Here is a 25,341-nt window from a genome sequence, read left to right as displayed (position 1 = left end):
GAATAATTTTTTTTTATTTTAAAACGAACTTATTTTGGTGGTAATCGCTTACCAGGTCTCGAAGGGATTTTTTGTTAAATTCGAGGAGCAGTTGTGTCCGTACCGCCTTGATTTCGTCATGCACCGGACAAGGCTTCGTGTCGGAACAGTTTTTAAGTCCAAGTATGCAGGCATTGAATAGCCCGTCCCCTTCAATAGCCCGGATAATATCAATCAGGTAAACCTTGGCGGAGTTTTCAATATAAAAACCACCGTGCGGACCTTTGCTGGAGGAAATGACGCGCTTTCGGGATAACCCCTGCAGGATCCTGGCAGTGAAATGTACAGGTGCACCTATCGCTTCAGCGACCTCTGAGATGCCGGTCTTTTCTTTGGTCAAGGTCTTATAACCAACATGTACTGCCGCCCTGATGGCATATTCACATGATTTAGATAATAACACTACTATCCTTTCAACTTAAAACCTATAATTGAGAATTATCTTTTAACTGCTGTTCGAGTTGAACCGACTTCGGAAACAAAATATTATTTTCGAGGTGTACATGTGTGTGCAGGTCATTTTCAAACTCCTGCAACTTTTGGAAAAGGATACGATACGAGGTACAGGCATCTTCCGGAAGCGTATAGTTATTTGTCATTTGCCTGATCTCTTCGAGTTCTTCTCCCGCTCCTTCGTGCTCCATCTCCATCATTTGAATGGGATTCATAACCCCTCCAAACGGCGCCGGCAACACAGCGGTACCTAATTCCCGGGCTGTCACCATATCCCTGATATAAGGAAAAAGGATGCGCTCCTCTTTAATCATGTGCATGCTCAGTTCCTGTGCCACCGTAGCGAATACGTTAGCCACCACGATCAATTCGGGGTGTTTGTCCCCATGTACACGCGCCACTTTTGTTGCAAGTTCACCAATAAAGGGAATATTGTCACGTACATATTTATGATGGACATTTACTACGTAGTCACTTAAAAAATCAAGAGTCCAGTCCTGAAAATTATGCGCATTTACATATTCTCCGTTATCCGCCGACTGCAGTGCGAGCTTCACTTCTTCAACGGCAAGCCCTTTTTTCACGCAGGCTTCTGTTAATGTTTTTTTGCCGCCGCAGCAGAAATCAATGCCGAGTTTTTTGAAAACCATCGCCTTCCTATAGTCTTTAGCAACAATCTCACCAATTGTCTCTTCCTGGTTATGCGGGTTCTTTTTACCAATCAGAACCCTCCAAACCTCCGGGCCGCTCATCAGATATTCCCAGTTAAAGATCTGTCCGCGCTCTGCCAGCAACTGATAATAAAGCGGTTTGGGGTCATGATCATTGTGAATGATCAATTCCTCACCGCCGGTCAGTTCATCGAATCTCTTAAAAATAGTGGGATGTTTTAGTTTTGGTTCAATGACCGTTACATCCAAAATTTGTGTTTCCATTTGTTATTAATTTAATAGAAGACAAATTTATCCTTTATTATTGTTCTTGTATATTTTAGGCTGTTCTTTTTTCGTAAATGTGATAACAATCAATTTTTAAAGCGCAAAAGTGACCGCGCTCATTAGCTCCGGCTGAAACTTTGAAAAGCCTTGCCGTAATTTCAGTAAAAAATAGTCATGGCACGTTAACCCGATATTTGAGGCAAATTACCGGGCGTTCAACCGAAGGGAAATCAGATTATGTCCAGGCACTTCCGGATACAGTTGATAAGCTCAGCTTCGTCATATGGTTTAATGAGATAGTTTTGTATTCCCATCACTTTTGCTATGTCCTGGTCCCTCTTTTCGGAAAGTGCAGTGGTAAAGATAAAGGGGATGTTTTTTTTAAGGGAATCCTGTTGAAGCTGATTGAACACATCGTATCCGCTAATACCCGGCATAACTACATCCGAAATAATCAAGTCCGGGTGTAAATCAGTTAGGTCCAATCCTGCCTCGCCGCAGTCGGCAACCAGCACTTCGAAACCGTAAAGCTCCAGCAGCTCTGCTGCGTTTTCCCGAATGTCCTGGTTGTCTTCGATTAGGAGAACTTTGTTTTTCATATCCGGCGTGTTAATCCAAAAATAATTATTTGAATCTGATTTTACACGCTAACTGCCTTGCTTTTTTTTGAACTACCTAAAATTAGCAGCCCAAAATAGCCGACCCCGCATAGCAGCAACAGTATGGATAGCAACAATAATTGGGGCTCGACATCCTGAACTATTATTCCGACAAGTTTTAAGGCGGGTTCAACAAATAATATCACGAGATATGCCAAAGTCAACACTATATAACTTCCGTTTATGATCTGCAATTTTTTTCCGGCGCCGAAAAAGCCGGCTTGCTTAAACTGATCGAGTATGACTGGTGTCACGATGCCCAATGTCAGCAAATGAATATAGCCAATGATGATATTACGGTCACTGAAAGCCCATCTGCCAATGACGGGAATACATACCAGGGTTTGGAAAACGGTTTTTAAGGTGATGGCCAAAAATGCAACTTTTAACAGCAAAGGCAGTTTCAGCAGCCGCGCTTTCCGACCCCGGCATATCATAAACCACGCGGTAAGATTACCCGTAGCCGCAATTCCGGCTATCAGAAAAACCCAACCGGCAGGGTTGCTCCACAAGGTAAAAATTAAATACAGCGGCAGGTTCGACCAGATTAATAGTTGATATACCCAACGCTGCGGATTGGTTGGGCACATATTGAAATAAGTGATTTCAACTAACGCAATGGCCGCCAACTGCATCCAGCCATTCAACTGAAAATGCAGGTAAACATAAATTGCATCCTGGTACACTGCCGTGCCTTTTAATCCCATAACCATAAGCGGCCCCAGGGCTAAAGGGCCCAGTGAGGAAAAGCAGAGAAAAAACAAAGCGCCAAGGGTCAATTGGCGCGCGCCTTTTGAAAGTTGCCGTGTTTCCTTTAAACTTTTCAGGAACTGCCGGGTAAAATAATAAGTACTTAAAATAAAAAACGTCGAAAAAATAATAGAGACTGTTTTGTAGCCCTGAAAGGAGAAACTAACCAGCATGCCATAAGCACTTAATAGTGTTGCATTAAGGGCATACAGGAACTTCCGGCGTCTTTGAACAGGCGAAACCCGTCCGGCCAATAACATGGCCAATCCAAGAAAGGCCCACCCGGCAAAAGCGAAATGCGAGTGAGCATGCAGCAAAAAAGTATAGTTTAAATGAGGCACAAAGGTAACATGCATCAGCCTGAGCACCACGCCAAAAACAGCAAGCACCACAAAGCTGCCTCCTGCCCAATAATGACACCGGCCTTTACTTATCCAGTCCATTATCCCCACAACTGTTTTTTGCCTTCTTCGGTAATATTATCAAAGCCCCATGCTGGCTCCCAGGTGAGTTGCACATCTGTCTTGTAGTCCACAAATCTGGCTTCGAGGCAATTGGCCACCCCCTGCAAAATGGCTTCCCCTACCGGGCAACTGGGCGACGACAAGGTCATTACCACCACCAGCATCCTCACCGTGCTATTTGCCCTGATAGTATAAACAAGTCCCAAATCAATGATATTGACATGAAGTTCAGGGTCAATAATGGATCGTAAGCGCTCCCATGCTTCCATTTCTATGTAGGTATCAGGATCGGTAATGTCAAAGCTATGCATGGCCGGTTGTTTTTTTGTGGGTAAGGACCCTGGTTAAATTTAAAAGATAGCAAAGCGCCGTTAACAGCAGGCAACCTGAGGCAATACGCGCAGGCGCAGCCAGGCCGGATAACGCCATAGTGATCATGGATAATATAAAACCGGTAAAGGCGATACCCTGGATGACCAGTAATTTTTGACTGTATAGATCCGAAGGTAAAGGTGTAGGTTCTTTGCCGGTGCCTGGTCCATAAATTTTTAGCCAAACCAGGAAAGGCAAAGTTTTAAACGCCTGCCCCAGGATCAGTAAAGAAAGCCAGCCCATTAGCACCAATAGCCCGTATAGTTTAGTAAGCGCAATGCCTTGTGCGGTATTTTGAACATGCGCGTTAATAATGAGCGGCTGTATCAGCAATGCAGCCAGCAGCAATATAAAAGACAACATGGTGTACATCATAGGTAAATCCAACCTTCTTTTCATTCGTGACCGGTAACATTGGATTAAATAAATGAAATATATGATAAACGCTGCAGTTGGAAGCAGTGCGATGAGATAGGTTCGGTTGTTGATACCTTCCAGGTACGTATCGATCACAAATGCAAGCAGGCCGCCATTCAGCAGATAATAAACCCAATCAAGCAGCCACAAATTCTGTTTGCGGGACACCAGGAACATTGGCACCAATTTACTGCTTACCCCTATCACTAACAATAAAAACCACCCACCCATTCCCATATGCGCATGGAGCCTTAAAAACTGAAGGTGATCCTGTGGCAGAAAGGCGTAACGGAGGTTGAACACCAGCAGAACCCCAAGAACACCGGTGGCCAGCAACCAGATACAGGAAGTATTGATCATTTCCTGATGAATGTTCTCCTTTTTGTTCTTCAACCTTTTTCCTGTTAGAAAAATAACAGTGGTAAAGCCAAGCATGCCGGTTAGCAGCAGCAGAGCCCCTCCCTGCATACATAAACCTGGTTCAAAACGCCAGAAAGAGCAAACCAACAGGACAAGCCCGCTCAAAAAAGCGACGAATGATAACCAGGGCAAACGATAGCCTGACAAACCTGTTTCAAGTATGACCGGTACCAGTTGATACGCTGCACCGAAAATAACCATGGTAACCCAGCCCAACGCGGCAAGATGGGTAATGGCTAATAATTTCGGCTGAAAATAGTGCCCGGCAAAGTCTGCCGACGCAAAGAAAAACAAGACGCCGATAAGCACAAAACAAACCGCTGAAGCCAGGTAGTGAGCCCTTACAATAGGGTATAATTCGGGATGCTGTTTAGTGATCATATTCATGGCCTATAGATAAACAGGATAACTGCTTCCGCTGTTTCCATGACGCGAAAGTCAAAACCTCTTTCTTTTAATACCGGGAGCAGGTGAACTGGGACTTTTCGATGCCGGACATACAAGGCTTCAGTGGTCTTCAGCGTTTCCAGCTTGTCAAGGATCATAGTCATAGGCTTAGGCATTTGGAAAGGCCTGACATCCATAATGTGCAATTGATAGGCTTTCATAAGTTCCGTGAGCCCATCTGCTTCAACCGATAATTCCGATATATCCATTATAAGCTCATCAGGTTGGGCCTCTTTCTTTAGGAAATAAGTATTCACAAGTTCCGGTCCCGCGATGTCAATAAACGAACGGTATCCCTTATTTTCCAGGAGGTTGATTAACGGCACAGGTTCAAAAGTATTGATCACTTTAAGCACCTCGCCATTTTTAAGCCCGGCCGCCGTAGTAAGGATCATTTTTAAAGGGTCATTTCCTGCCGCCAAAATCGGTCTGACATCGAGGTCGATAATTTTATTAAAAGAAGCAGCAAGCGAAAGCGGTAACCTGTCAACTTCAACAGCTTCGTGCGCCGCTTTAAATCCAAGCGGTTTAAGGACGTCAAAAAATTCATTCAGCGAGCAGCCTGCTATCCTGCAAGCCTGAGCAACGGATACCCGTTTGGCTAAAACCTTTCTGAGCACAGGGTTTTTCAGCCGGTTAAAATTTTTATTGAGTTCGGTAAGTTTTTGGATTATCAGCTCTTCGTTATACTTCAGCAGATCACTTATTAGGCTATTAGCATTCAATACAATGTGTATTTCTGACGGTTCCATTTTTTTATGAGTTGATGGACAAATGTAAATAATAAAAGATAAAATTGTCTTTTATTATTTAGAAAGGTGACGTAAAGATTACGTTTACCCTGCTGCGATATTTTTTGCGTCAGTCACCCATCGATCAAATGGCTGCCAACAATTGGTTTCCTGTTCTCTTTCTGCCCACATTATCTACGCTATTTTTAAAAAGCCCTATCTCCTAAAATAAACTTTTCAAAATGGCCCGGCGCTATGGCAGTTGATCTTCTCCCTGATTGCCTTCTGGTTTCCCTGCAGTTGTTAGTAATTGTGATCATTTTTTAAGCTGATCAACGTCATGTTGAAGTTTAAAGCCATTCTTGATCTTTGTTTTTAAGAAACCGCCGATAAAAAAGCAGAACAGGTTGCACTGTTTAACTGCGCTATTTACTGTACAAAGGGTCTTCTACTTTTACGAGCCCGTATTTAATGGTTTTATGAATATTAACAAAACAACCAGTCACCCATATGAAAACTATAATTGCTGCAACAGACTATTCGCCGGCTGCCGAAAACGCGGTAACCTATGCCGCCGCTTTGGCCAAACATTTCAACTACAGGCTTCTGCTTTTTAATGCCTTCAGCTTGTCCCTGCACGAATCGAATACGCTCCTGCCAGCTTCAACCGTAAGCGACCTGGAGGCAAAAAATCAAGACCGGCTTGCACAACAAGCAGCAATAACCGCATTGGTTCACGACATCACTGTCAGTTGTGAAACCAGTTATACGCCGGTAACAGATGAATTACAAAACCTGGTAAAAAAGCACAATGCTTCGCTGGTAGTGCTTGGCATGGCCCCTGAAAGCCAGGACTGGATTTTGGGCAATACAACTACAACTGCCATCAAAAATTTGGCTTTCCCTGTGCTGGTCGTCCCCATTGGCGCCCGGTTCAAAGGGCTAAGGAAAATCATGCTGGCATGTGATGTGGCTAATGATCAGCCCGTACACTTACTTTCCACGATTCGGAATGAAGTTATTGCTTTCGAATCGCCGGTGGAGGTTTTTTATGTTAATAAAGAAGCAGCTGAAATAAAACCTGTTCAGGGCACAGTACCGCATAATTTCCAGGCAGCTGGTATTGATTGTGTTTATAGAGAAACTAATTCAAATAAAATCGTTGCCGAATTAAAAAAAGAGCTTATTACTTGTGGCGCCGAGTTGTTGATCATGATCCCCAAAAAGCACGGCTTCTGGTCTTCACTTCTTCACCGAAGTAAAACCCGCCAAATGGCTATCGGGCTGAACATACCGTTACTTGCTGTTCCGATGAGTTCATGAACTTAAGTAATGATCCCCAGAATTATAAAATATTTGCATGGGATCCAGTTACCGCCCGGTGGTTTCACCGAGCAATTGCCTGCACTGCCGGGCAATTTCCAATTCTTCATTGGTGGGCACCACCAATATTCTGGCACGAGAAGCCGGTGCACTAAGATCACGAATCCCATTGCCTTTTTCTGAATTTTTTGCGTCATCCAGCTTAATGCCTAAAAAATCCATATTCCGGCAAACTAGGTCGCGTGCCAGGGCATCATTTTCACCAACCCCAGCTGTAAACACAATTGCATCAAGCCCGTTCATTGCAGCGGCATAAGCGCCAATAAATTTTTTAATCCGGTAGGCATACATCTCATAAGCAAGCTCCGCCCGGTCATTCCCATTATTATAAAGCGCGCTGATATCCCGCATATCATTATGACCGGTAAGCCCTTGCATGCCGCTTTGTTTGTTTAACAACGTAGTAAGCTGTTCTGTACTGTAATTTTCTTGTTCTGAAAGGTATAATAATACCGAGGCATCAATGCTTCCGCTTCTTGTTCCCATGATCAACCCATCAAGTGGGGTAAGCCCCATACTTGTATCCACGCTCTTTCCGCCGTTAACAGCGGCCATGCTGCAGCCATTACCAAGGTGAATGGTAATGAGTTTTGCGTCTGTATGATTAAGATATTTCATTGCTTCACCACTAACGTACTGATGACTTATGCCATGAAAGCCATAAACACGAATGCCGTGGTTTTTATAAAAAGAGTCGGGTATAGCATACCTAAAAGCTTTTTCGGGTAGCGATGTATGAAACGCGGTATCAAATACAGCAATCTGTACAGCCTCGGGGAAAATCTTTTCTGACACTTCGATACCCTTTATATGCCCCGGATTATGCAAAGGCGCCAGTGGGTACAGTGCTTTGATCTTGTCTTTTACCCCGGGCGTAATGACTGTGGTACCGGTAAGTTTTTCGCCGCCATGAACTACACGATGGCCAACCGCGCCCACTTGTCCCGAATCGCGGATCACCGCGATACCATCCCTGATGAGCAGTTCGCCCACAGCCTGCATGCCGGCTTCGTGATCGGGTACCTGTTGTTGAATATACAACACTTTTTCTTCGTCATGCTGCCTGTATTTATGAGTGATCAGCGCATCCGGCTGACCGATGCGTTCAACCAGGCCACTGCAAAGTGGGCTGCTTGAATCCTGAGAAAACAACTGGTATTTGATAGAGCTGCTGCCTGAATTGATAACAAATATTTCCATATGTAAAATTATAGTGAGGCCGGGCTATCCTGACTTTGGATGGCAGTGATAATAACGGTATTAAAAACATCATCAACAGTGCAACCGCGGCTAAGGTCATTAACCGGTTTATTCAACCCCTGCAGCATCGGCCCAATGGCCAGGGCTCCCGTTTCCCGCTGTACCGCTTTGTAAGTGTTATTCCCGGTATTCAGATCAGGGAAAATCAATACGCTTGCCTTGCCTGCAACTTCTGAACCGGGCATTTTCTGGCTGCCAACTACCGGATCTACAGCGGCATCATATTGTATGGGCCCTTCTACTTTAATATCGGGCCGTCTATCACGCACCAATTGGGTAGCTCGCCTAACCTTTTCCACGTCGGCTCCTGAACCTGATGTACCCGATGAATATGAAAGCATTGCAACACGCGGTTCAATGCCAAAACGCAGGCTGTTATCTGCCGACGAGATAGCTATCTCGGCCAGTTCTTCGGCAGTAGGGTCGGGATTTACCGCGCAATCGCCAAATACAGAAACACGGTCGGCCAGGCACATAAAAAAAACAGATGACACCGTAGAGATGCCGGGCTTTGTTTTGATAAACTGCAGAGCGGGGCGTATGGTATGCTGAGTGGTATGAACGGCCCCGGAAACCATTCCGTCGGCATGCCCTTTATAAACCATCATCGTTCCAAAATAAGATACATCCGTCATGAGGTCCCTCGCCATTTCGAGGGTTACGTTTTTACTTTTACGCAGCTCATACAGTGTTTGAACATAATCTTCGTAATGAGGCGAACTGGCCGGGGGTATAACGGTTACCTTATTGAGATCAAGGTCAATGCCCAACCGTTTCACCGAAGCGGCTATTTCTGCAGGATCGCCAAGCAGGATAATGTTAACCAACTGCTGTGCAATCAGCCTTGCGCTCGCCTGCAGGATGCGGTCGTCATTCCCTTCGGGCAGTACAATAGTTTTGCGCTGCCGCTTAGCCCATTGGGTGAGCTGGTATTGAAACATGTGCGGCGTCATCACATTGGAATGATATGTTACCAGCATTTTATCAAGGGCGGCGATATCTATATAACGGTTAAATGTTTCTATAGCAAGCCGTATTTTTTTAGTATTATCCGCTGTAATACGGGCTTTAACCGCTGCCACCTGGTTAGTTGTTTCAAAAGTGCCTGACCCGACAGCGAGGATAGGGACAACGTTCTGCAATCCTTCAATCAACCTCATCACCGGTTCTTCCGGAATTGCGCCTGCCGTAAGTATAATGCCGGCCACGCGGGGATAACTGGCAGATTGATTGGCTTGCAACGAGCTGATGACAATATCTCCCCTGTCGCCAGGTGTAACGATCAAAACATTCTCCTTCAGATAATTCAAAAAATTGGGCACCTGCATGGCGCCGGTCACAAAGTTATCAACCTGGTTTCCGAGGTGTTCACTACCAAACAGCAACCTGCCGTCCAACTTTTCAAAAATATCGTGAACAGTTGGGTTTTCCAGGCCCGGATCAGCGGGTATAACCGCGATAAGTATATTTTCAGACAATTGCGCACGCAGCAATTGTTGTACATCTGCAGCCTGATCGGCCTGTACCCTGTTGACAACAACCGCTAATACCTGAATATCCTGCGCCTGGTAAGCCTGCTTGAAATTCAGCGCATCCTGAACAATTCCGGCAGTGGTTTTCCCCACGCCCGATACAAGGAGTAAGACGGGGGAGTTCAGATTTTTGGCGATGAGCCGGTTAGTTTCAAACTCAAATGCCGTTCCCTGCCCTTCAAAATCACTCCCTTCAACTACAGTAAAATCGCACGTCGCTTCTAAGGCCTTAAACCGTGCGATAATCGCGTCGATCATGTCGCCCTGGTGCTGATCTTTGATCTGCTGCATAGCCCCCTGCCGGGTAAATACATAGGTATCCCGATAAGTTTGCGGTAGTTGAAAATGTGCCAAAACCGTTTCAATATGGGTATCTGGCTGCTCTTCCGGGCCAAACGGTATAATGGGTTTCAAATAACCTATCTTTTGTGCCCGGCCAAGCAGCATAGCCACCAGGCCCAATACAATAACTGATTTGCCGCTATAGGGTTCGGCCGAAGTGATATAAATACTTTTTGTCAAAACCTTTATAAATTAAGTTTTCTTGTGGAACTAAGCAGCCCGCCTTATGCCTGTAAACGCCAATTTAAGGTCCTTCATTGCCAATAAAGCACCCCCTACCCTGATCTGTAAACTGATAAAGTCATCTATCAGCGATAACCCGATCACAGCTCCCGGAACAACGATCAATTGTTCTATTTTGTTTATGAAATGAAGAATATCTTTATGCAGGTCATGTTGCTCAAGCATAGCGGAGTGCAGCCCTTCTTCCATATGCCTGGCCGGGCTTTTTTCGCCAGCCAGCAGTTTTGTTAAAAAGGCATGCTCATTATCCATGAAGGCCAGGTCTGCCAGCCATTGTTTACCAGTGAGGTAAATTTCCTGAAGTTCAAATTCCAGTTCGGTGTCTTCGATAAGTGCTTCCATCGTTTGAATATTTTATAGTACAAATATCGTTGCCGGATGAAATCTGATAAGGGTAAACAATCAAAAACAAAAATGATCTCCGTCATATTTAACTACGGGCTGAGCAGGATAGTGGGGATACAACCCTCGCTTAAAAACAACAACTATGAAAGTGCTGATTAGCAGCTTTGAATTAGCAAACAGAAAAGGGAGTATGTTGTGATACTCCCTTTAATTAATGCACCGGGTGTGGCGTATTTTTCTTTTTCAGCCAGAAACAATGCGCGGCGCATGCATGCAGTTTATAATTTTTGTGTGTCGTGCCAAGGTTATGTCCTGCGGGATCAAGGATTTCGCATTCTTCGGCGTCCTTATCCTTAACTTTAAGTACGGTTTCACCCTCATTATTAAAATAAAAACCGTCTTTCCTTGCTTTGCCCAATTTATTGCCCTTGGCATCGATCACGTTACCGTCCCGGTCGACAAAATAAACCTTGTTGCCCTGGGCATCTTTTACGATATCATCTTTGCTGATATACCCGAGCAGCGTACCGCCGTGATCATGGATTTCACCTTTTTTATTAATATGAATTTCGCTGGCAGGAACACTCTTAGGTTCTGTTTGCGCAAATGCAGGTACGCTATTCCATAATAGCGCAGCTGTAATAAACAAAATAGCTGTGATTAGTTTTTTCATGATTGTTTTTTTTTCCAAAGTACCGGCATTTAAAAAAGCAAATCATTGATCATCAGCATGTAAAAAAGTAATGGTTATCATTTATTGCAAGGATGGTTTATTCTATGTTTGGAAGGTGATCTATCCCAAAAAAACATAAAAAGAAAAAGAAATTCTATAAACAACACTTTACTAATTTGCTCATATTTGTACCGTGATGAAGAAACTGTTCGTAACTTTTTTAGCTGTGCTGTACCTCGGGGTTTCTTCGGGTGCAACATTGCATTATCAGTACTGCATGGGCAGGCTGGTCAAAGTTGCGTTGTGGCATGATGAGCAGGGCAAAAAATGCAATACTTGCGGTATGAACTACCATGGCAAGGCTGCAAAAAAATGCTGTACAGATAAACACCAGCAACTGAAATCGGAAAAGAGCAGCTCACTTACGTACAGCCAGATTGGCCTGGGCACAAGCCCCGCATTGTTGGTTATACCGCTTTTCGGGTTAGTGCCTTACAATTACCTGCCGCTGAAAATTAGTCATCCGGTTGGCCAGTCACCGCCGCTTGTCACTACCCTACCTGTTTTTTTACGCAACTGCACATTCCGCATTTGATTTTCCTTTTGCTTCAATCCGAAGCCCGGTAGCTTTCTTATGGCTACCCTGCAACCCTAAAACTTCTTTAATCTATAGTTTCCTGCTACGGCGGGAAATGATATTCATTACTTAATCATTTCTATATCATGAAAAAGATTCAAATTTTCGTTTTCGCCATCATCATGCTATTTGCTTTTAACCAGGTTAAAGCACAAAACACTTCATCCAAAGCGGATGTACTTTCGGCCTATTATGGCGTAAAAAACGCCCTGATCAGCGGCGACGCGTCTGCAACCAATGCCAAAGCCAAAATGTTGCTGGCTGCAATCAGTTCATTTCCGGTCGACAAGCTTTCAGCAGCTGATAAAACTAGCTGGACAAAATATGCGGATAAGTTGCAGTTCGATGCCCGCCATATTTCGGAAAGCGATGATATCACGCATCAGCGTGAACATTTTGCCAGCCTTTCAGAAAACATGTTCGCCACCGTACAGGCAATCAAACTGAACAATGCCCCTGTTTACCGCGACTATTGTCCGATGAAAAAATCATATTGGTTAAGTGAAACTGCCGCTATTCAAAATCCCTACTACGGCAATCAAATGTTAACCTGTGGCGCTGTAAAAGAAACTTTACCTGCAGCTAAGTAATTAAAGGGCCGGGGCATATACTCCGGCCTTATATTTTAATACTATGAAGAAGTTTATTTTATTGTTCCTTTTTTTGCTGCCTGTTGTCAGTTCCATTGCCCAACATTCGGGGATGAAAATGGAGTCTGCCGGTCAGAGCAAGCATCTTCCGTTTTTCACCAAGACAGGCAACCGGGAGATTTACCACTTATATATCAATGATACCACCGTTAACTATACCGGCAAACAGCGGCCGGCTATGGCTATAAATGGCAGTATCCCTGCACCCGAACTGGAATTTACCGAAGGCGATACTGCCGAGATCTATGTGCACAATGAAATGATGATGGAAACCTCTATCCACTGGCACGGGCTGATCCTGCCCAACCGGTATGACGGTGTTTCCTATCTAACTACCACGCCCATCAAGGCTGGTGAAACGCACCTATTCAAATTTCCGCTGGTGCAGCACGGAACCTACTGGTACCACTCCCATACGATGACGCAGGAACAAAGCGGGCTGTACGGGGCATTTATCATTCATAAAAAACAGCCATCCCCTTTAAAGGAATATACCCTGCTGCTAAGCGACTGGACCGATGAAAACCCGGAACAGGTACAGCGCCGGCTCCATAATGCCACAGACTGGTATGCCATCCGTAAAGGCAGTACCCAGAATTATTTGCAGGCGATACAAACCGGACATTTCAAAACAAAGCTGGCCAATGAATGGAAACGCATGACGGCTATGGATGTAAGCGATGTTTACTACGACCGTTTTTTCAGCAATGGCAAGGCCGAAAACCAAGCTCCCGAATTTAAAGCCGGCGACAAGGTGAAACTGCGGGTAATTAACGGAAGTTCTTCTACCTATTTCTGGCTTGGCTGGGCGGGCGGCAAACTAAAAGTTGTTGCCAATGACGGCGAAGATGTTCAGCCTGTTGAGGTGGACCGGATGATCGTAGGCGTTGCAGAAACGTATGACCTGATAGTTACTATCCCTGCCGATGGCAGTTATGAGTTCCTGGCGACACCCGAAGATCGTACCAAATATACGTCGCTTTGGCTGGGCAGCGGTGCCAAACACGCCGCTAAAAAGCTGCCTAAGCTGAAATATTTTGACGGCATGAAAATGATGAATGATATGATGGATATGCACGGTAACATGAAGGAAATGGAAGGAATGAAGATGACTACCCAGGTAATGGACATGAACACCGTGATGTATCCCGAACTTGACAAAGGCAAGCCGCCGGTTACCCTGAACTATGGTATGCTGAAAGCCCTTCAACCGACAACGCTTCCAACCGGCCCTACCAAAGTGTTCAATTTTGAATTAACCGGTAACATGAACCGCTATGTCTGGACGATCAACAACAAAACCGTTTCGGAATCTGACAAGATCCTGATTAAGCGGGGAGAAAATGTTCGTATCATTCTCTATAACAATACCATGATGCGTCACCCTATGCACCTTCACGGGCATTATTTCAGGGTATTAAACGGACAGGGAGAATACTCGCCGCTGAAGAACACCCTGGATATTATGCCGATGGAAAGGGACACCATCGAATTCCGTGCCAGCGAAAGCGGCGACTGGTTTTTCCATTGTCATATCCTATACCATATGATGAGCGGTATGGGGCGGATCTTCAGTTACGAAAACTCGCCGCCTAACCCCGAAGTGCCCGACCCGGCAGCTGGATTTAAGAAAGTAGCTGCCGACGATCGTAAATACTATGCATCGGCCAAACTGGGGCTGGAAACAAACGGCAGCGATGGCAACGCGGCTTTAGCAAATACCCGCTGGAAATTTTCTACCATGTGGCACCTTGGAATAAACAATACCAAGGGATATGAGAGTGAAACGATGTTTGGAAGGTACTTTGGCCGTATGCAATGGCTGTATGCTTATGCAGGATTTGATTATCATTATAAAAAAACAAACGAACAGGAAAAAAACCTGTTCGGTCAGCTCAGCAATAAAAACAACCGGCATACGGTAGTTGCAGGTTTGGCCTACACTTTGCCATTACTGTTTGTGGCCGATGCCCGTATTGATGGCAATGGCAAACTCAGGTTTCAACTTGGCCGGGAGGATATTGCATTGACCAGCAGGCTCCGGTTTTCTATAACAGGCAATACCGATAAAGAATATAGCACCGGACTGCGCTATATCGTTAATAAGAATTTTTCTTTCTCCAGCCACTATGACAGTGATATGGGCTTAGGCGCCGGATTAACATTAACCTATTAGTAGTTATCAGTAAGTAAAGCTAATTAATACAAACGACTATGGAACATCAGCATCATGAACACCAGCACGAAATGCCTGAAATGAAAGGGCACCAGCATCCACAACATCAGGAAGAAAATGGTATGGGGCATGGAGACATGGGCCACGCCGGGCATGATCACGGAGCCATGATCGCTGATTTCCGTAAGCGTTTTTACGTAGTGCTAGCATTCACCCTACCTATATTGGCGCTATCGCCCATGATCCGACACTGGCTGCACCTGCAAATTGGTTTCCCGGGCGACCGGTATATACTTTTTGCGCTGTCGACGGCAGTTTTTCTTTATGGCGGCCGGCCTTTTCTGACCGGGTGGCTTTCGGAACTAAAGGCGAAAAACCCCGGAATGATGACCCTGATCGGTTTCGCCATATCCGTTGCTTACCTGTACAGTGCGGCTACCGTATTCGGGCTTAATGGCATGGATTTCTTTTGGGAACTGGACACGCTTATTCTCATTATGCTATTGGGACACTGGATCGAAATGAAATCGATAGCCGGCGCCTCGCGCGAGCTCGAATTGCTGGTCCAGCTCATGCCTTCAGCCGCGCACGTATTTAAAGGAGACATTACAGAGGACGTGAAAACGGAAAGCCTGAAAGAAAATGACCTGATCTTAATTAAACCAGGCGAAAAGGTACCCGCCGACGGTATGGTGGAAGATGGCGAGAGTTACCTGAATGAGTCCATGCTGACAGGGGAATCTGCCCCGGTGCAAAAAACAAAAGGCCAGCGAGTGATTGCCGGATCGGTGAACGGTAACGGTTCATTAAAAGTTCGTGTTACACATAGCGGTAAAGATTCCTATTTGTTCAAAGTCATCGATCTTGTCCGCGATGCGCAAAACGCTAAATCAAACACGCAGTTGTTAGCAGATAAAGCGGCCCGTTGGCTAACTATCATTGCGCTCTTAGCCGGTATAACTACATTCGTGGTATGGATTAGCCTGGGGCACGACCTGGCTTTTGCCATGGAGCGAATGGTGACCGTTATTGTGATCTGTTGCCCGCATGCGCTCGGCCTGGCTGTTCCCCTCGTGGTAGCTAAATCAACATCCTTATCGGCGCAACATGGCCTGTTGATCAAAAACAGGACTGCTTTTGAAAATGCACGAAAGATCACTTCTATTGTTTTTGATAAAACCGGCACCTTAACTAAAGGAAAATTTGAGGTATCCAGGACGGTGCTTACCGGAGGAGTATTGAAAAGCGAAGATGAATTACTTAGGCTGGCGGGGGCATTGGAAAGCAATTCAGAACATCCGATAGCCACAGGCATTTTAAGTGAAGTTAAAAAAAGAAAACTAACCCTTCCCGAAGTAACACAATTTAAAGCGATCACTGGTAAAGGCGTTGAAGCGGTTACAGAGCAAAAGCACATCAAAGTGGTCAGTCCCGGTTATCTGAAAGAAAATAGTATCGGCCTTCCGGCAAATTTCAAGGTGTCCAGTAACGAAACAGTGGTATTTGTATTGATCGATGAAAAACTTGCCGGGTTTGTTGCCCTTGGCGATGCCATCAGGGAGGAATCAAAGGGAGCGATAGCAACCCTCCACGAAAACGGTATCAAGTCGATACTCCTGACCGGCGATAATAAGCAGGTTGCCGAAAGTGTTAGCACACAGCTGAAAATGGATGGTTTTTTTGCCGAAGTACTGCCGCATGAAAAACTGGAAAAGATCAAAGAATTACAGCAACAGGGCGAGTTTGTAGCAATGACAGGTGATGGTGTAAACGACGCCCCCGCACTTGCACAGGCCGACGTTGGCATTGCTGTTGGCTCGGGCAGTGACATTGCTGCCGAAACCGCCGGCATTGTGCTGGTGAACAGCAATCCTAAAGACATCGTTAACCTGATCCTGTTTGGTAAAGCCACCTACCGTAAAATGACACAGAACCTGGCCTGGGCAACAGGTTACAATGTGATAACCCTGCCACTGGCAGCAGGCGTTCTGTACAACCAGGGTATTATGGTGAGCCCGACAATTGGCGCGGTACTCATGACAGTGAGCACGGTAGTGGTGGCTATTAATGCCAGCCTGTTATCGATAGGAAACAAAAAATAGTGGGCAATTTGCAGTTAGGTGCCTGGCGTGAACCGGGCCAGCTCATAAATACCTAAAGACTTTTCGATACCGGCCACTTTCTCAACCATGTCTTCAAACCCGTTTTTGCCAAACAGTTTATGTTCGTTATTTTCAAATTCCTCACCCAGCGCGTCATATTCATGATGGGATACGATCTTGCGGAAGGCGGGGAATAAAATGGTATCCTCGCGCGCTTCATGCGGGCGGTACATCCTGTTGAAATTATTCAACAAGGTAATAAGCTGCTGTTTTTCCGTATCGGTCAGGTTTTGAGACTTAGTTAATTGCATGAGCTCATCCGTGATAGTACGCCCAGCCTTATGCTGCGCCAGCAACGTTTGTACAAGATCAGTTAACTGGTTGGCCTTTTGAAAACGTGGGAACAGATAGTTTTCTTCCTGCTTTTCATGGTAATCCTCAACAAAGGTGCGAATAATGCCAGCCGAGTTTAACAATGCTTCCATCGGGAAACCCTGCTTATCTATTAGGAGGCCTTTGCAATGGTCATAAATGAGCAGCACCCGGTTCAGTAAACCGTGCTCCTGCATAAGATCCTCGGGTGGCGATACTTTTTGATCCTCCTCATCATCGTTGTCATTACAAGCTGATAACAATGTCAGCCCGGTTAGTGACCCAATGGCGGCTGTCTTAATAAAATCCCTGCGGTGTTGATTTGCGGTTTCCATAGCGAAGTCAGATAAGATGATGATCAATGACTAACAAAAATCGTACTGTATCAGGCAATACTGCAAAATATGTTTAGTAATAAAGGTACTATGATATTTTGAACGCCGGAAACCCTCTTTTTCTTATTCGCTATTTAATAATCTCTTTCATGCCCCGGTTATATTCAGGCAAAATTGATATTACTTCCGTTTATCCGATAACCTCAAACATCTGCCTTGGCTGTCTATTGTTATTTATATTAACGTTCGCTCAGGATTTAATATGTTGGTTGGTAAACCCGGGGGCGACATAAATTCATTTAAAGCCTCCAGGTAATGGCAGCCGGCTTTGTTAACGCCTTTTATTTTTCCCGCTGTTCCGTTTAATATTTGCTGTATTCTTTGTTCATCCGTGGAAGATACAAAGCCCGCAACGCAGCCGGCGGATTTAGATTGGCTTAAACAAATGGAGGTTAACTGTTTTTTAATGGCATTCACCACTATGCAGCTTTTTCGCAGTTCGCACCATTCAACAAACCTGTTGATGAAATGGTTGTTGATCTCTCGCGCGGCAATAACCTGACTTTGCCTTTTCTGAATAGTTTCACTGTTAACAAGCGAGAGTTCGTCAATATTAACCAGTTTAATGTGCGGTAATTCTGATGCTGCGGGTTCAACATTGTTGGGTATTGCCAAATCTATGATCAGTTTTTCACTGCAATATTCAAGATCAGCTTTAAAAATTACAGGCGTAGCGCAAGCTGTGGTTACAATAATAACATCTGCAAGAGAAATGAGCGTTGGCAAATCTGCTATATGGCCATAACTAACGTCCATTTCTTCGGCAAGCCGCTCTGCCTTATCAACAGTCCTGTTAACCAAAGTAATACGAACCTTTTGTCCCAGGTAATCTTTAATGTTTTTACATGTACGCTGCCCCATTTTACCTGCCCCTACAATCAAAATATTTGTCGCATCAGCATGATATTGCTTAATGGATTGCAGAGCTGCAAATGATACGGAAGTAGTTCCTTTGCTGAGGCCCGTTTGATTTTTGATCTGCTTTGAGGCTTGCAAAACAGTATTATATAGCTTTTCTAAAAAGGTATTGATAAAACCGCGGTCTTTCGCAAATCTTACAGCCTGTTTAAACTGCCCGATAATTTCATAGTCTCCAAGTATCTGTGAATCTAAACCAGCTGCAACGTTAAACATATGTTCAACCGCGCCAATGCCTTCCTTTTTATAGCAGTGACCCTTAAATTCTTTTATTTCGCCATTGGTAACACTGCATAACAGATTAACCAGTTCATTTGGCGTATTGGTTACTCCGTAGATTTCGGTACGGTTACATGTCGACAAGATAAATAATGAGCTAACGCCATAATTACCGGCCTCTTTCAATATGGCTTCATATTGCTCGTTTGAAATTGCAAAACGGCCTCTAAGCCGGGCGTCCGATTTTTTATAATTAATTCCGACCGCGTAAAAATTTTCGATCCCAGTTATGCTGCTCTTATTATTCACGCTTTTAAAACTTTAAATTGTATAACAGGGAAATGACCGTTCGTTTACTGGCGGCATAGCTTACCTCAACTACTTTCATAACATTATTTTTATGAGGTAAAGTTGCGATGTTCGGCAGGTTAAAATAGTGACGGCCGTCACTTATACAATTGATTGTACACCCGAAACCGGTCCAATTGATTAATAAAGCAACATAAAAAACAATCACAGGTAAATATCCCTGTGATTGCGATGATGTACAACAGCCGGCAGATCGGGATGCATAACATGTATCACAACATCAACAGCCCAAGGGATACTGACACAAATGTGACGGCGATCATGCCCTTAACTGACCGGCAGCATTTTGTTTAAACAGTGATGAGCTTAGCTTTGGTCAATTAATATTCGCCGTTATGTTAGGAAAATTGGAACAACCGGAAATTGAAGCGTTGCTTAGCCGGCAGGTAATCGGCCGTTTAGGGTGTCATGCCCAGGGCACCACGTATATCGTACCCGTTAACTATGTATACAAGAACGGCGTAATCTATGCGCATTCCGGTCCGGGAAAGAAAATTGAAATGATGCGAAAAAACCCTAAAGTTTGTTTTGAAGTTGATGATATAAAAAACATCTTTAGCTGGAAAAGTGTCATAGCCTGGGGTACATTTGAAGAAATTACAGACATAGCGGAACAAGAGCAGACAATGCAGTTACTGATCCACCGGGTTATGCCACTGGTGGAACATGCTACAGACCATCCCTCCCATGGTATAACCGCAAATGAGTATGATATTGGCGACAAGATCGACCTGATCGTCTATAAGATCAGGATAGACAAGGTCACCGGCAGGTTTGAACATCATTGAGCTGCATAAATAATATTAATAATCAACACATTAAACTTTGGGCCTTGTGCATTCTGTTTTTAGCTTTTATATAAAGTACGGAATTATACAGTTAAAAGCTTTTGGAATGGGTCAAACTCAAACTAAAGGAATGAGCCCGATAAAATACCGGGCTCATCACATGATTAATTAAGACTGTTGTCCAGATTTTGGCATGCGCTTCATTGACAGGCCGCCTCTGGCTTTTAAGATCCGGTTGCTATTTGTAATCCGGATTTTGTATAAGTACGCCTCCGCTCTTGTCAATTTCTGTTTGAGGCAGAGGCCAATGGTAAAATTTATCCTCAAAATGATAATTGATAAGGCTGGTTTTTACCGCGTTAAGTACCGGGCCGGCAATATGCCATCTTAACAGATCATAGTGACGCAAGCCTTCGAAAGCAAGCTCAACACGGCGTTCGTGCCTGATGCGTTCACGCATCTGATCTTTGGTATACCCGGCCGGGTAAGCCGGCATATTTACCCTTGCGCGCAAATCGGCCATAGCTTTATAAACTGTTGCATCAGGGCCGGCAATTTCATTTTGAGCTTCTGCATACATCAGCATCACCTCACCTAAACGCAGTATAACCGCATCCTGCTGGCTAAGGGTTGAAAAGCCGTAAGGGATATTATTTGGTTCGAGGAATTTTATAATCCCATAGCCTGTAGGCCTCAGATTTGAAGGATGGTGAACCTTGCCTGGACCAAAATATACTGAATCGGCATATACAGTTTTGGCCAACCTTGGGTCGCGGTTTTTGAACTGATTTTTTGTATCAGTTAATGGCGAGGTACCATATGGTTGTCCATCGGTGCACTCGTAAGCGTCCACCATATTTTGCATAGGCGCACAAGCATCCCAGTCGCCATAATACATATCCCATGGAGCCGTATTGTTTGGAGCCAGGAAGTTAACCGAAAACATGATCTCGGTATTGTTTTTCTGGGCAGCATCCCTGAAAATATCCTCAAAATTGGTACTCAGTTTATATTGTGCCATCAAATCAAGACATAGGTTTTTAACCTGTGTAAGCATGGCGGCATCAGGCGTACCAGTGCTGCCAAATGCTGCAAATAACAAAACCCTTGCCTTTAATGCCTTTGCAGATGAAGCTGCAGCGTGGCCGCCGTTAGCATAATAAGCTGCAGCGTTCAAATTGGCAATACCATAATCCAGGTCGGCAATGATCTGGGCAAGCACCTGCGCCGCAGGTACTTTAGGTTGCTTTTGATTGCTGAGGTTAAGCGGTTCCACAACCAATGGTACATCACCATAAATGCTATATAACTGGAAGTATAGAAAAGCCCGGATAAACCTTACTTCGCCTTCATACACCTTACGCTGGCTATCAGATATATCTGAACCTTTATAAGTACCTAAATTTTGCAAAAACAGGTTTACCCTTGCGATGCCGGTATAACTATCGTTATAAATGGCTGTTTCATAACCGCCGGTTGTAGGGTTAAAGTTGCCCTGTACAAAATCCTTGGCAGCTCCCGAATTAAACTGATTATAGCCGTTATCAGTAAAGCCATCCCTGAAGCCCATGCCATAGGAAAATTCTTCTGGCTGAAGGGAAGCGTAAACCGCTGCTAAAGCCGCGTCAAAGTCTGCTTTCGTTTTATAGAAAGTTGAAGTGGCTATCTGATCATTGGGGTTTAGATCAAGAGCCTTTTTACATGCGCCTAAAAACAGCGATGCAATTAATATGATGGTTATTATAATTCGATTTTTCATGTGGGCTAATTAAAAGGAAACGTTCAAACCAAAAGAGTAGATTTTATTTTGCGGGTACTGCACCTGGTCGCCGCTACCATAACGCTCAGGATCAAGGCCTTTAAATTGGGTTATGGTTAATAGGTTATCACCGGCGAAATAAACCCTTAACCTATTGATACCCACTTTTTTGGTAAGCTGTGACGGCAGGGTATAACCAAACACCAGGTTTTTAAGCCTCAAATAAGATGCGTCCTGCAAGAAATAAGATGACCTGCGACCGATCTTATCAGGTGCGCTTTGGCCAAAATACAGACGCGGCATAGTGGTTGAAGGGTGCTCAGGCGTCCAGGCATTTAACCAATCGGTAGTTGGTGACGAACCTTGTACAAATGGTATAGTGCCCCAACCTGATACATAAGATTTAACACCGTAAACGCCCTGCATCATGGCTGATAAGTCAAAGCCTTTAAAGCTGGCCGATAAGTTAAATGAGTAGTTTAATTTTGGATAAACACCACCGATAATTGTACGGTCATTTTGATCAATTTTACCATCGCCGTTTACGTCTCTATATTTTAAGTCGCCCGGTAAGGTAGAATCAGAAAACTGTTTGGGAGAATTGGCTACCTCTTGTGCCGACTGGAAGATCCCGATAACCTGCAGCATGTAGAATGAGTTCCACGGCTGTCCGTTTTGGTTGATGGTATAATCTCCAATTTCTGTTTGACCAAATTTCACCAGTTTGTTACGGTTATGATCAACGTTTGCGCCTACATTAAAGGCTAAGCCCTTTAAAGCGCCATCAGTTATTACATTATTGTACGATATACCAAGCTCAATACCCCTGTTATTTACCGAACCGTCATTAATGGTAGGTGCACTTAAGCCCACAGCTGCGGTAACCTGTGCCTGCCTCAAAATATCAGACGTTGTTTTATTATACCAATCGGCAGTTAAATTAAAGTTTTTGAAAACTGTTACATCCAAACCAATGTCGGTCATAGTAGTGGTTTCCCATTTAATAGCCGGATTGTTGAGGTTTTGCTGAGCTACGCCAGTTAACAGTGTCGAATTATCAAAAGAATAATTGCCGGTAAAGTTTAATAAAGCCTGATATGGATAGTTGGCACCATAGCCGTTCATTACTATATTTTGATTACCCAGTTGTCCCCATGAACCTCTTAATTTGAAATTATCCAGCCAGGTTAAATTCATGGCTTTTACAAAAGGCTCTTCAGTAACCCTCCAGCCGGCTGAAAACGATGGGAATACACCCCATTTGTTTTTACCGGCGAATTTTGAACTTCCGTCATCACGGATGTTGCCCTCTAAAAGGTAACGCCCTTTATAGTCGTAATTTACACGACCGAAATAAGACATTAAGGCCCATTGGTTACTGGTTCCGTTTGCGTTTTGAATATCAGAACCACCTGCGTTTAACTCCTGCAGGTCCAGATCGGCAAAGTTTTTACGATAACCTGATAAGTACTGATATTTACTTTGCTCAATACTATAACCAAATTGTGCTTTAATATTATGCCCATGAAAATTGAGTGCATAGTTCAGGTAACTGAACAGGTTGGTATATACGGTTTGCTCGTCCTGATCTGTTAAACCTTTACCCAGGTCAAGAGATGTTGCCAGTTGATTAGTGCGGAAATTATACTCATCCAGCGTGGCTTTAAAGTCCTTGTACTTATCCATGTTAAAGTTCACGGCACCTTTGGTATACCAGGAAATATCTTTAGTAAACTGCACCTCAAACCAGCCCTGAGCGTTTACAGCGTAATCATTGGTGATCCTTCTGAAGTTTTGATCAAGTACAGCTATCGGGTTTTTATTGTTATACTCAAAGTCATAAGCTTTGTAGGTGTACCGCCCGCTACCATCAGCTAAATATGGACCATAAGTAGGCGCCTGCGACATGGCCGAAAGGAAAAGATCCATCGAAGAACCATCCCACTGACTTGGTGATGAAGGATTACCGGCTACAGCACCCCTGGTGCCTGATTTTAACAATACGTTGGTGCCGAATTTTATATGATCGTTAATCTTTGAAGTCAGATTGATCCGTGCGCTATATCGCTTATAATCAAAGCCCCTTTCAATACCGTCCTGGTTAACATATCCCAATGACACGTTATACGTAGTTTTTTCACTGCCTCCGTTAAATGTCAGGTTATGGTTTTGTGTTACAGCAGTCCTGAATATCAGGCTCAGCCAATCGGTATTAGGATAGCGTACCCTATCTGTAGCGTTACGATACAGATCGATCTGGTCCTGCGGATAAAGTGAGTTAGGATCTGTTGTGCCGCTGTTGATGCGTGCCTGGTTAAACATCTCCATATATTGGGCAGAGTTGGTCACCAGTTTAAACATCTTGGTCGGGCTGTTGTACCCTAAGTTACCATCGTAAGTAACAGACATTTGTCCGGCCTTGCCTTGCTTGGTTGTTACAAGCACCACGCCGTTGGCAGCCCTTGAACCGTATATTGATGCAGATGCAGCGTCTTTCAAAACAGATACATTGTCGATATCGGTTGGGTTAAGATCGCTGAAGTTACCGGGAACACCATCTATCAATACTAACGGATCAGAACCGGCGCCACTGAATGTGCTGTTACCGCGAATCCGGATAGATACGCTCTCGTTGCCCGGCTCGCCTGAGCCTGTGTTGATCTGAACACCCGGTGCAAGACCTTCAAGCATAGATGCAGTGTTAACGACAGGGCGTTTATTCAATGTCTCGCCGGATACCGATGATACAGCACCTGTAAGGTTTGCTTTCTTTTGCGTACCATAACCAACCACTACAATTTCGTTTAGTGCCGATGTTTGCTCTTTAAGCGTTACATCAATTTTGGTTTGATTGCCTACAGGTACCTCCCGGGTAACAAAACCCACAAAGCTGAATACCAACACTGCGCTATTGTCATTCACAGTAACAGTATAATTGCCATCAATATTGGTCTGTACACCCGTGTTGGTACCTTTAACCTTTACTGTAACACCCGGTAAAGACATGCCTTTCTGATCTTTTACCGTACCGGTAATCGTTATTACCTGTGCCGGTTTCTTTTCGGCGGGTTTGGGGGTAACTACAATAGTAGTGTTATTAATTACATAACTAAAAGGCTGGTCGCGGAAACATTGCTGCAATGCTTCTTCCAATCCCGCATCTTTAAGGTCGACGTTTACAGGAAGTGCCTTTTTTAACATTTTGGAATTGTAGAGTAGGCTATATCCGCTTTGCCTGTGGATGTCTTTAAGCGTTTCAACAAGCGAAGCGTTATTTTTACTAAGACTTATCCTTTGCGCAAACGTGGTTGAGGCACTTACCTGAAGTATCGAAACCAGACACAAAAAGAACGACAATTTCATGATCAGAAATATTTTTGATACGGCACGGGGTATCTGCCCGCGCTTTAATGCAGTAGAATTTTTGTACATTTGAATATTAGGTTAAATAATTGGTTGTGAGAAAAATGATCGTTAACTGACCTGAT

At 44.3% G+C, this 25,341-nt stretch carries 22 protein-coding genes; 7 read left to right on the top strand and 15 right to left on the bottom strand.

The window, feature by feature from the left end:
• Positions 1 to 13: 13 nt before the first annotated feature.
• The 7 genes from IEX80_RS02435 to IEX80_RS02405 form a co-directional block, all read right to left on the bottom strand.
• On the bottom strand, positions 14 to 442 hold the full coding sequence (locus IEX80_RS02435) for an RrF2 family transcriptional regulator (RefSeq protein ID WP_188831824.1): 429 nt from the start codon (positions 440 to 442) through the stop codon (positions 14 to 16).
• A gap of 22 nt (positions 443 to 464) precedes the next feature.
• Complete coding sequence (ric, locus tag IEX80_RS02430) at positions 465 to 1,427, bottom strand: iron-sulfur cluster repair di-iron protein (protein WP_188831823.1); 963 nt, start codon at positions 1,425 to 1,427, stop codon at positions 465 to 467.
• A gap of 233 nt (positions 1,428 to 1,660) precedes the next feature.
• Complete coding sequence (locus IEX80_RS02425; protein WP_090525213.1) at positions 1,661 to 2,029, bottom strand: response regulator; 369 nt, start codon at positions 2,027 to 2,029, stop codon at positions 1,661 to 1,663.
• A 41-nt stretch (positions 2,030 to 2,070) separates the two neighbouring features.
• On the bottom strand, positions 2,071 to 3,282 hold the full coding sequence (locus IEX80_RS02420; protein ID WP_188831822.1) for a hypothetical protein: 1,212 nt from the start codon (positions 3,280 to 3,282) through the stop codon (positions 2,071 to 2,073).
• Entirely contained in the window at positions 3,282 to 3,614 is a 333-nt protein-coding gene (locus IEX80_RS02415; RefSeq protein ID WP_229701491.1) for a metal-sulfur cluster assembly factor, read from the bottom strand. Before IEX80_RS02415 ends, IEX80_RS02420 begins: the two co-directional genes overlap by 1 nt.
• Positions 3,607 to 4,893: a heme-copper oxidase family protein gene (locus tag IEX80_RS02410; RefSeq protein WP_188831821.1), complete on the bottom strand. Its 1,287-nt coding sequence runs from the start codon at positions 4,891 to 4,893 to the stop codon at positions 3,607 to 3,609. Before IEX80_RS02410 ends, IEX80_RS02415 begins: the two co-directional genes overlap by 8 nt.
• Before the next feature lie 2 nt (positions 4,894 to 4,895).
• Positions 4,896 to 5,711, bottom strand: a complete 816-nt coding sequence (locus tag IEX80_RS02405) for a DUF2249 domain-containing protein (protein ID WP_090525207.1) — start codon at positions 5,709 to 5,711, stop codon at positions 4,896 to 4,898.
• Positions 5,712 to 6,200: 489 nt separating this feature from the next.
• On the opposite strand from IEX80_RS02405, the gene IEX80_RS02400 reads away from it, so the two are divergent.
• Positions 6,201 to 7,013 (top strand): universal stress protein, encoded by an 813-nt coding sequence (locus IEX80_RS02400; protein ID WP_188831820.1) that lies wholly within the window; start codon positions 6,201 to 6,203, stop codon positions 7,011 to 7,013.
• A 48-nt stretch (positions 7,014 to 7,061) separates the two neighbouring features.
• Here IEX80_RS02400 and IEX80_RS02395 read toward each other — a convergent pair whose 3' ends face one another.
• The 3 genes from IEX80_RS02395 to IEX80_RS02385 are packed head-to-tail and all read right to left on the bottom strand — an operon-like array spanning position 7,062 to position 10,792.
• Positions 7,062 to 8,273, bottom strand: coding sequence for an acetate/propionate family kinase (locus IEX80_RS02395; RefSeq protein WP_188831819.1), 1,212 nt, complete (start codon positions 8,271 to 8,273; stop codon positions 7,062 to 7,064).
• 8 nt (positions 8,274 to 8,281) lie between these two features.
• Complete coding sequence (gene pta / locus IEX80_RS02390) at positions 8,282 to 10,387, bottom strand: phosphate acetyltransferase (protein WP_176624365.1); 2,106 nt, start codon at positions 10,385 to 10,387, stop codon at positions 8,282 to 8,284.
• A 30-nt stretch (positions 10,388 to 10,417) separates the two neighbouring features.
• Entirely contained in the window at positions 10,418 to 10,792 is a 375-nt protein-coding gene (locus tag IEX80_RS02385; protein WP_090525198.1) for a hypothetical protein, read from the bottom strand.
• Positions 10,793 to 10,828: 36 nt separating this feature from the next.
• Between IEX80_RS02385 and IEX80_RS27900 the strand changes: the two genes are divergently transcribed.
• The gene (locus tag IEX80_RS27900; protein ID WP_255485223.1) at positions 10,829 to 10,954 is read left to right on the top strand and encodes a hypothetical protein; all 126 of its coding nucleotides are present in this window, start codon (positions 10,829 to 10,831) and stop codon (positions 10,952 to 10,954) included.
• Positions 10,955 to 11,006: 52 nt separating this feature from the next.
• Here the strand turns inward: IEX80_RS27900 and IEX80_RS02380 are convergent, their stop codons facing one another.
• Positions 11,007 to 11,468 (bottom strand): DUF3659 domain-containing protein, encoded by a 462-nt coding sequence (locus IEX80_RS02380; protein ID WP_188831818.1) that lies wholly within the window; start codon positions 11,466 to 11,468, stop codon positions 11,007 to 11,009.
• Positions 11,469 to 11,664: 196 nt separating this feature from the next.
• Here IEX80_RS02380 and IEX80_RS02375 point away from each other — a divergent pair, with 196 nt between their 5' ends.
• The 4 genes from IEX80_RS02375 to IEX80_RS02360 all read left to right on the top strand — a co-directional run bounded on the left by IEX80_RS02375 (position 11,665) and on the right by IEX80_RS02360 (position 17,033).
• On the top strand, positions 11,665 to 12,063 hold the full coding sequence (locus tag IEX80_RS02375; protein WP_090525192.1) for an HYC_CC_PP family protein: 399 nt from the start codon (positions 11,665 to 11,667) through the stop codon (positions 12,061 to 12,063).
• Positions 12,064 to 12,191: 128 nt separating this feature from the next.
• The gene (locus tag IEX80_RS02370; RefSeq protein WP_090525190.1) at positions 12,192 to 12,695 is read left to right on the top strand and encodes a DUF3347 domain-containing protein; all 504 of its coding nucleotides are present in this window, start codon (positions 12,192 to 12,194) and stop codon (positions 12,693 to 12,695) included.
• Positions 12,696 to 12,738: 43 nt separating this feature from the next.
• The gene (locus IEX80_RS02365; protein ID WP_090525188.1) at positions 12,739 to 14,931 is read left to right on the top strand and encodes a multicopper oxidase domain-containing protein; all 2,193 of its coding nucleotides are present in this window, start codon (positions 12,739 to 12,741) and stop codon (positions 14,929 to 14,931) included.
• Between the two features lie 38 nt (positions 14,932 to 14,969).
• Complete coding sequence (locus IEX80_RS02360; protein ID WP_090525186.1) at positions 14,970 to 17,033, top strand: copper-translocating P-type ATPase; 2,064 nt, start codon at positions 14,970 to 14,972, stop codon at positions 17,031 to 17,033.
• A 14-nt stretch (positions 17,034 to 17,047) separates the two neighbouring features.
• On the opposite strand, the gene IEX80_RS02355 is transcribed toward IEX80_RS02360, so the two are convergent.
• Together IEX80_RS02355 and hemA are read right to left on the bottom strand one after the other, a co-directional pair.
• Complete coding sequence (locus IEX80_RS02355; protein ID WP_090525184.1) at positions 17,048 to 17,740, bottom strand: hemerythrin domain-containing protein; 693 nt, start codon at positions 17,738 to 17,740, stop codon at positions 17,048 to 17,050.
• Positions 17,741 to 17,974: 234 nt separating this feature from the next.
• Positions 17,975 to 19,246: a glutamyl-tRNA reductase gene (gene hemA / locus IEX80_RS02350; RefSeq protein WP_217633103.1), complete on the bottom strand. Its 1,272-nt coding sequence runs from the start codon at positions 19,244 to 19,246 to the stop codon at positions 17,975 to 17,977.
• Positions 19,247 to 19,641: 395 nt separating this feature from the next.
• Between hemA and IEX80_RS02345 the strand changes: the two genes are divergently transcribed.
• Complete coding sequence (locus tag IEX80_RS02345; RefSeq protein ID WP_090525181.1) at positions 19,642 to 20,094, top strand: pyridoxamine 5'-phosphate oxidase family protein; 453 nt, start codon at positions 19,642 to 19,644, stop codon at positions 20,092 to 20,094.
• 238 nt (positions 20,095 to 20,332) lie between these two features.
• Here the strand turns inward: IEX80_RS02345 and IEX80_RS02340 are convergent, their stop codons facing one another.
• Positions 20,333 to 21,853 carry a RagB/SusD family nutrient uptake outer membrane protein gene (locus IEX80_RS02340; RefSeq protein WP_188831817.1) on the bottom strand — a complete coding sequence of 507 codons (1,521 nt, stop codon included), beginning with the start codon at positions 21,851 to 21,853 and terminating at the stop codon, positions 20,333 to 20,335.
• Positions 21,854 to 21,862: 9 nt separating this feature from the next.
• Positions 21,863 to 25,285, bottom strand: a complete 3,423-nt coding sequence (locus IEX80_RS02335; RefSeq protein WP_188831816.1) for a TonB-dependent receptor — start codon at positions 25,283 to 25,285, stop codon at positions 21,863 to 21,865.
• Positions 25,286 to 25,341 lie beyond the last annotated feature (56 nt).

Origin of the sequence: Mucilaginibacter rubeus, assembly GCF_014643835.1 — a bacterium.
In the GTDB taxonomy this organism is placed as follows: Bacteria; Bacteroidota; Bacteroidia; order Sphingobacteriales; family Sphingobacteriaceae; genus Mucilaginibacter; species Mucilaginibacter rubeus.
This window is presented reverse-complemented; position numbering and strand designations above follow the sequence as displayed.

Coding starts and splice junctions, on each gene's coding strand:
- ric (WP_188831823.1), bottom strand. CDS start 1,427: ATGGAAACACAAATTTTGGATGTAACGGTCATTGAACCAAAACTAAAA.
- IEX80_RS02425 (WP_090525213.1), bottom strand. CDS start 2,029: ATGAAAAACAAAGTTCTCCTAATCGAAGACAACCAGGACATTCGGGAA.
- IEX80_RS02420 (WP_188831822.1), bottom strand. CDS start 3,282: ATGGACTGGATAAGTAAAGGCCGGTGTCATTATTGGGCAGGAGGCAGC.
- IEX80_RS02415 (WP_229701491.1), bottom strand. CDS start 3,614: ATGCATAGCTTTGACATTACCGATCCTGATACCTACATAGAAATGGAA.
- IEX80_RS02410 (WP_188831821.1), bottom strand. CDS start 4,893: ATGATCACTAAACAGCATCCCGAATTATACCCTATTGTAAGGGCTCAC.
- IEX80_RS02405 (WP_090525207.1), bottom strand. CDS start 5,711: ATGGAACCGTCAGAAATACACATTGTATTGAATGCTAATAGCCTAATA.
- IEX80_RS02400 (WP_188831820.1), top strand. CDS start 6,201: ATGAAAACTATAATTGCTGCAACAGACTATTCGCCGGCTGCCGAAAAC.
- IEX80_RS02395 (WP_188831819.1), bottom strand. CDS start 8,273: ATGGAAATATTTGTTATCAATTCAGGCAGCAGCTCTATCAAATACCAG.
- IEX80_RS02385 (WP_090525198.1), bottom strand. CDS start 10,792: ATGGAAGCACTTATCGAAGACACCGAACTGGAATTTGAACTTCAGGAA.
- IEX80_RS27900 (WP_255485223.1), top strand. CDS start 10,829: ATGAAATCTGATAAGGGTAAACAATCAAAAACAAAAATGATCTCCGTC.
- IEX80_RS02380 (WP_188831818.1), bottom strand. CDS start 11,468: ATGAAAAAACTAATCACAGCTATTTTGTTTATTACAGCTGCGCTATTA.
- IEX80_RS02375 (WP_090525192.1), top strand. CDS start 11,665: ATGAAGAAACTGTTCGTAACTTTTTTAGCTGTGCTGTACCTCGGGGTT.
- IEX80_RS02370 (WP_090525190.1), top strand. CDS start 12,192: ATGAAAAAGATTCAAATTTTCGTTTTCGCCATCATCATGCTATTTGCT.
- IEX80_RS02365 (WP_090525188.1), top strand. CDS start 12,739: ATGAAGAAGTTTATTTTATTGTTCCTTTTTTTGCTGCCTGTTGTCAGT.
- IEX80_RS02360 (WP_090525186.1), top strand. CDS start 14,970: ATGGAACATCAGCATCATGAACACCAGCACGAAATGCCTGAAATGAAA.
- IEX80_RS02355 (WP_090525184.1), bottom strand. CDS start 17,740: ATGGAAACCGCAAATCAACACCGCAGGGATTTTATTAAGACAGCCGCC.
- IEX80_RS02345 (WP_090525181.1), top strand. CDS start 19,642: ATGTTAGGAAAATTGGAACAACCGGAAATTGAAGCGTTGCTTAGCCGG.
- IEX80_RS02340 (WP_188831817.1), bottom strand. CDS start 21,853: ATGAAAAATCGAATTATAATAACCATCATATTAATTGCATCGCTGTTT.
- IEX80_RS02335 (WP_188831816.1), bottom strand. CDS start 25,285: ATGTACAAAAATTCTACTGCATTAAAGCGCGGGCAGATACCCCGTGCC.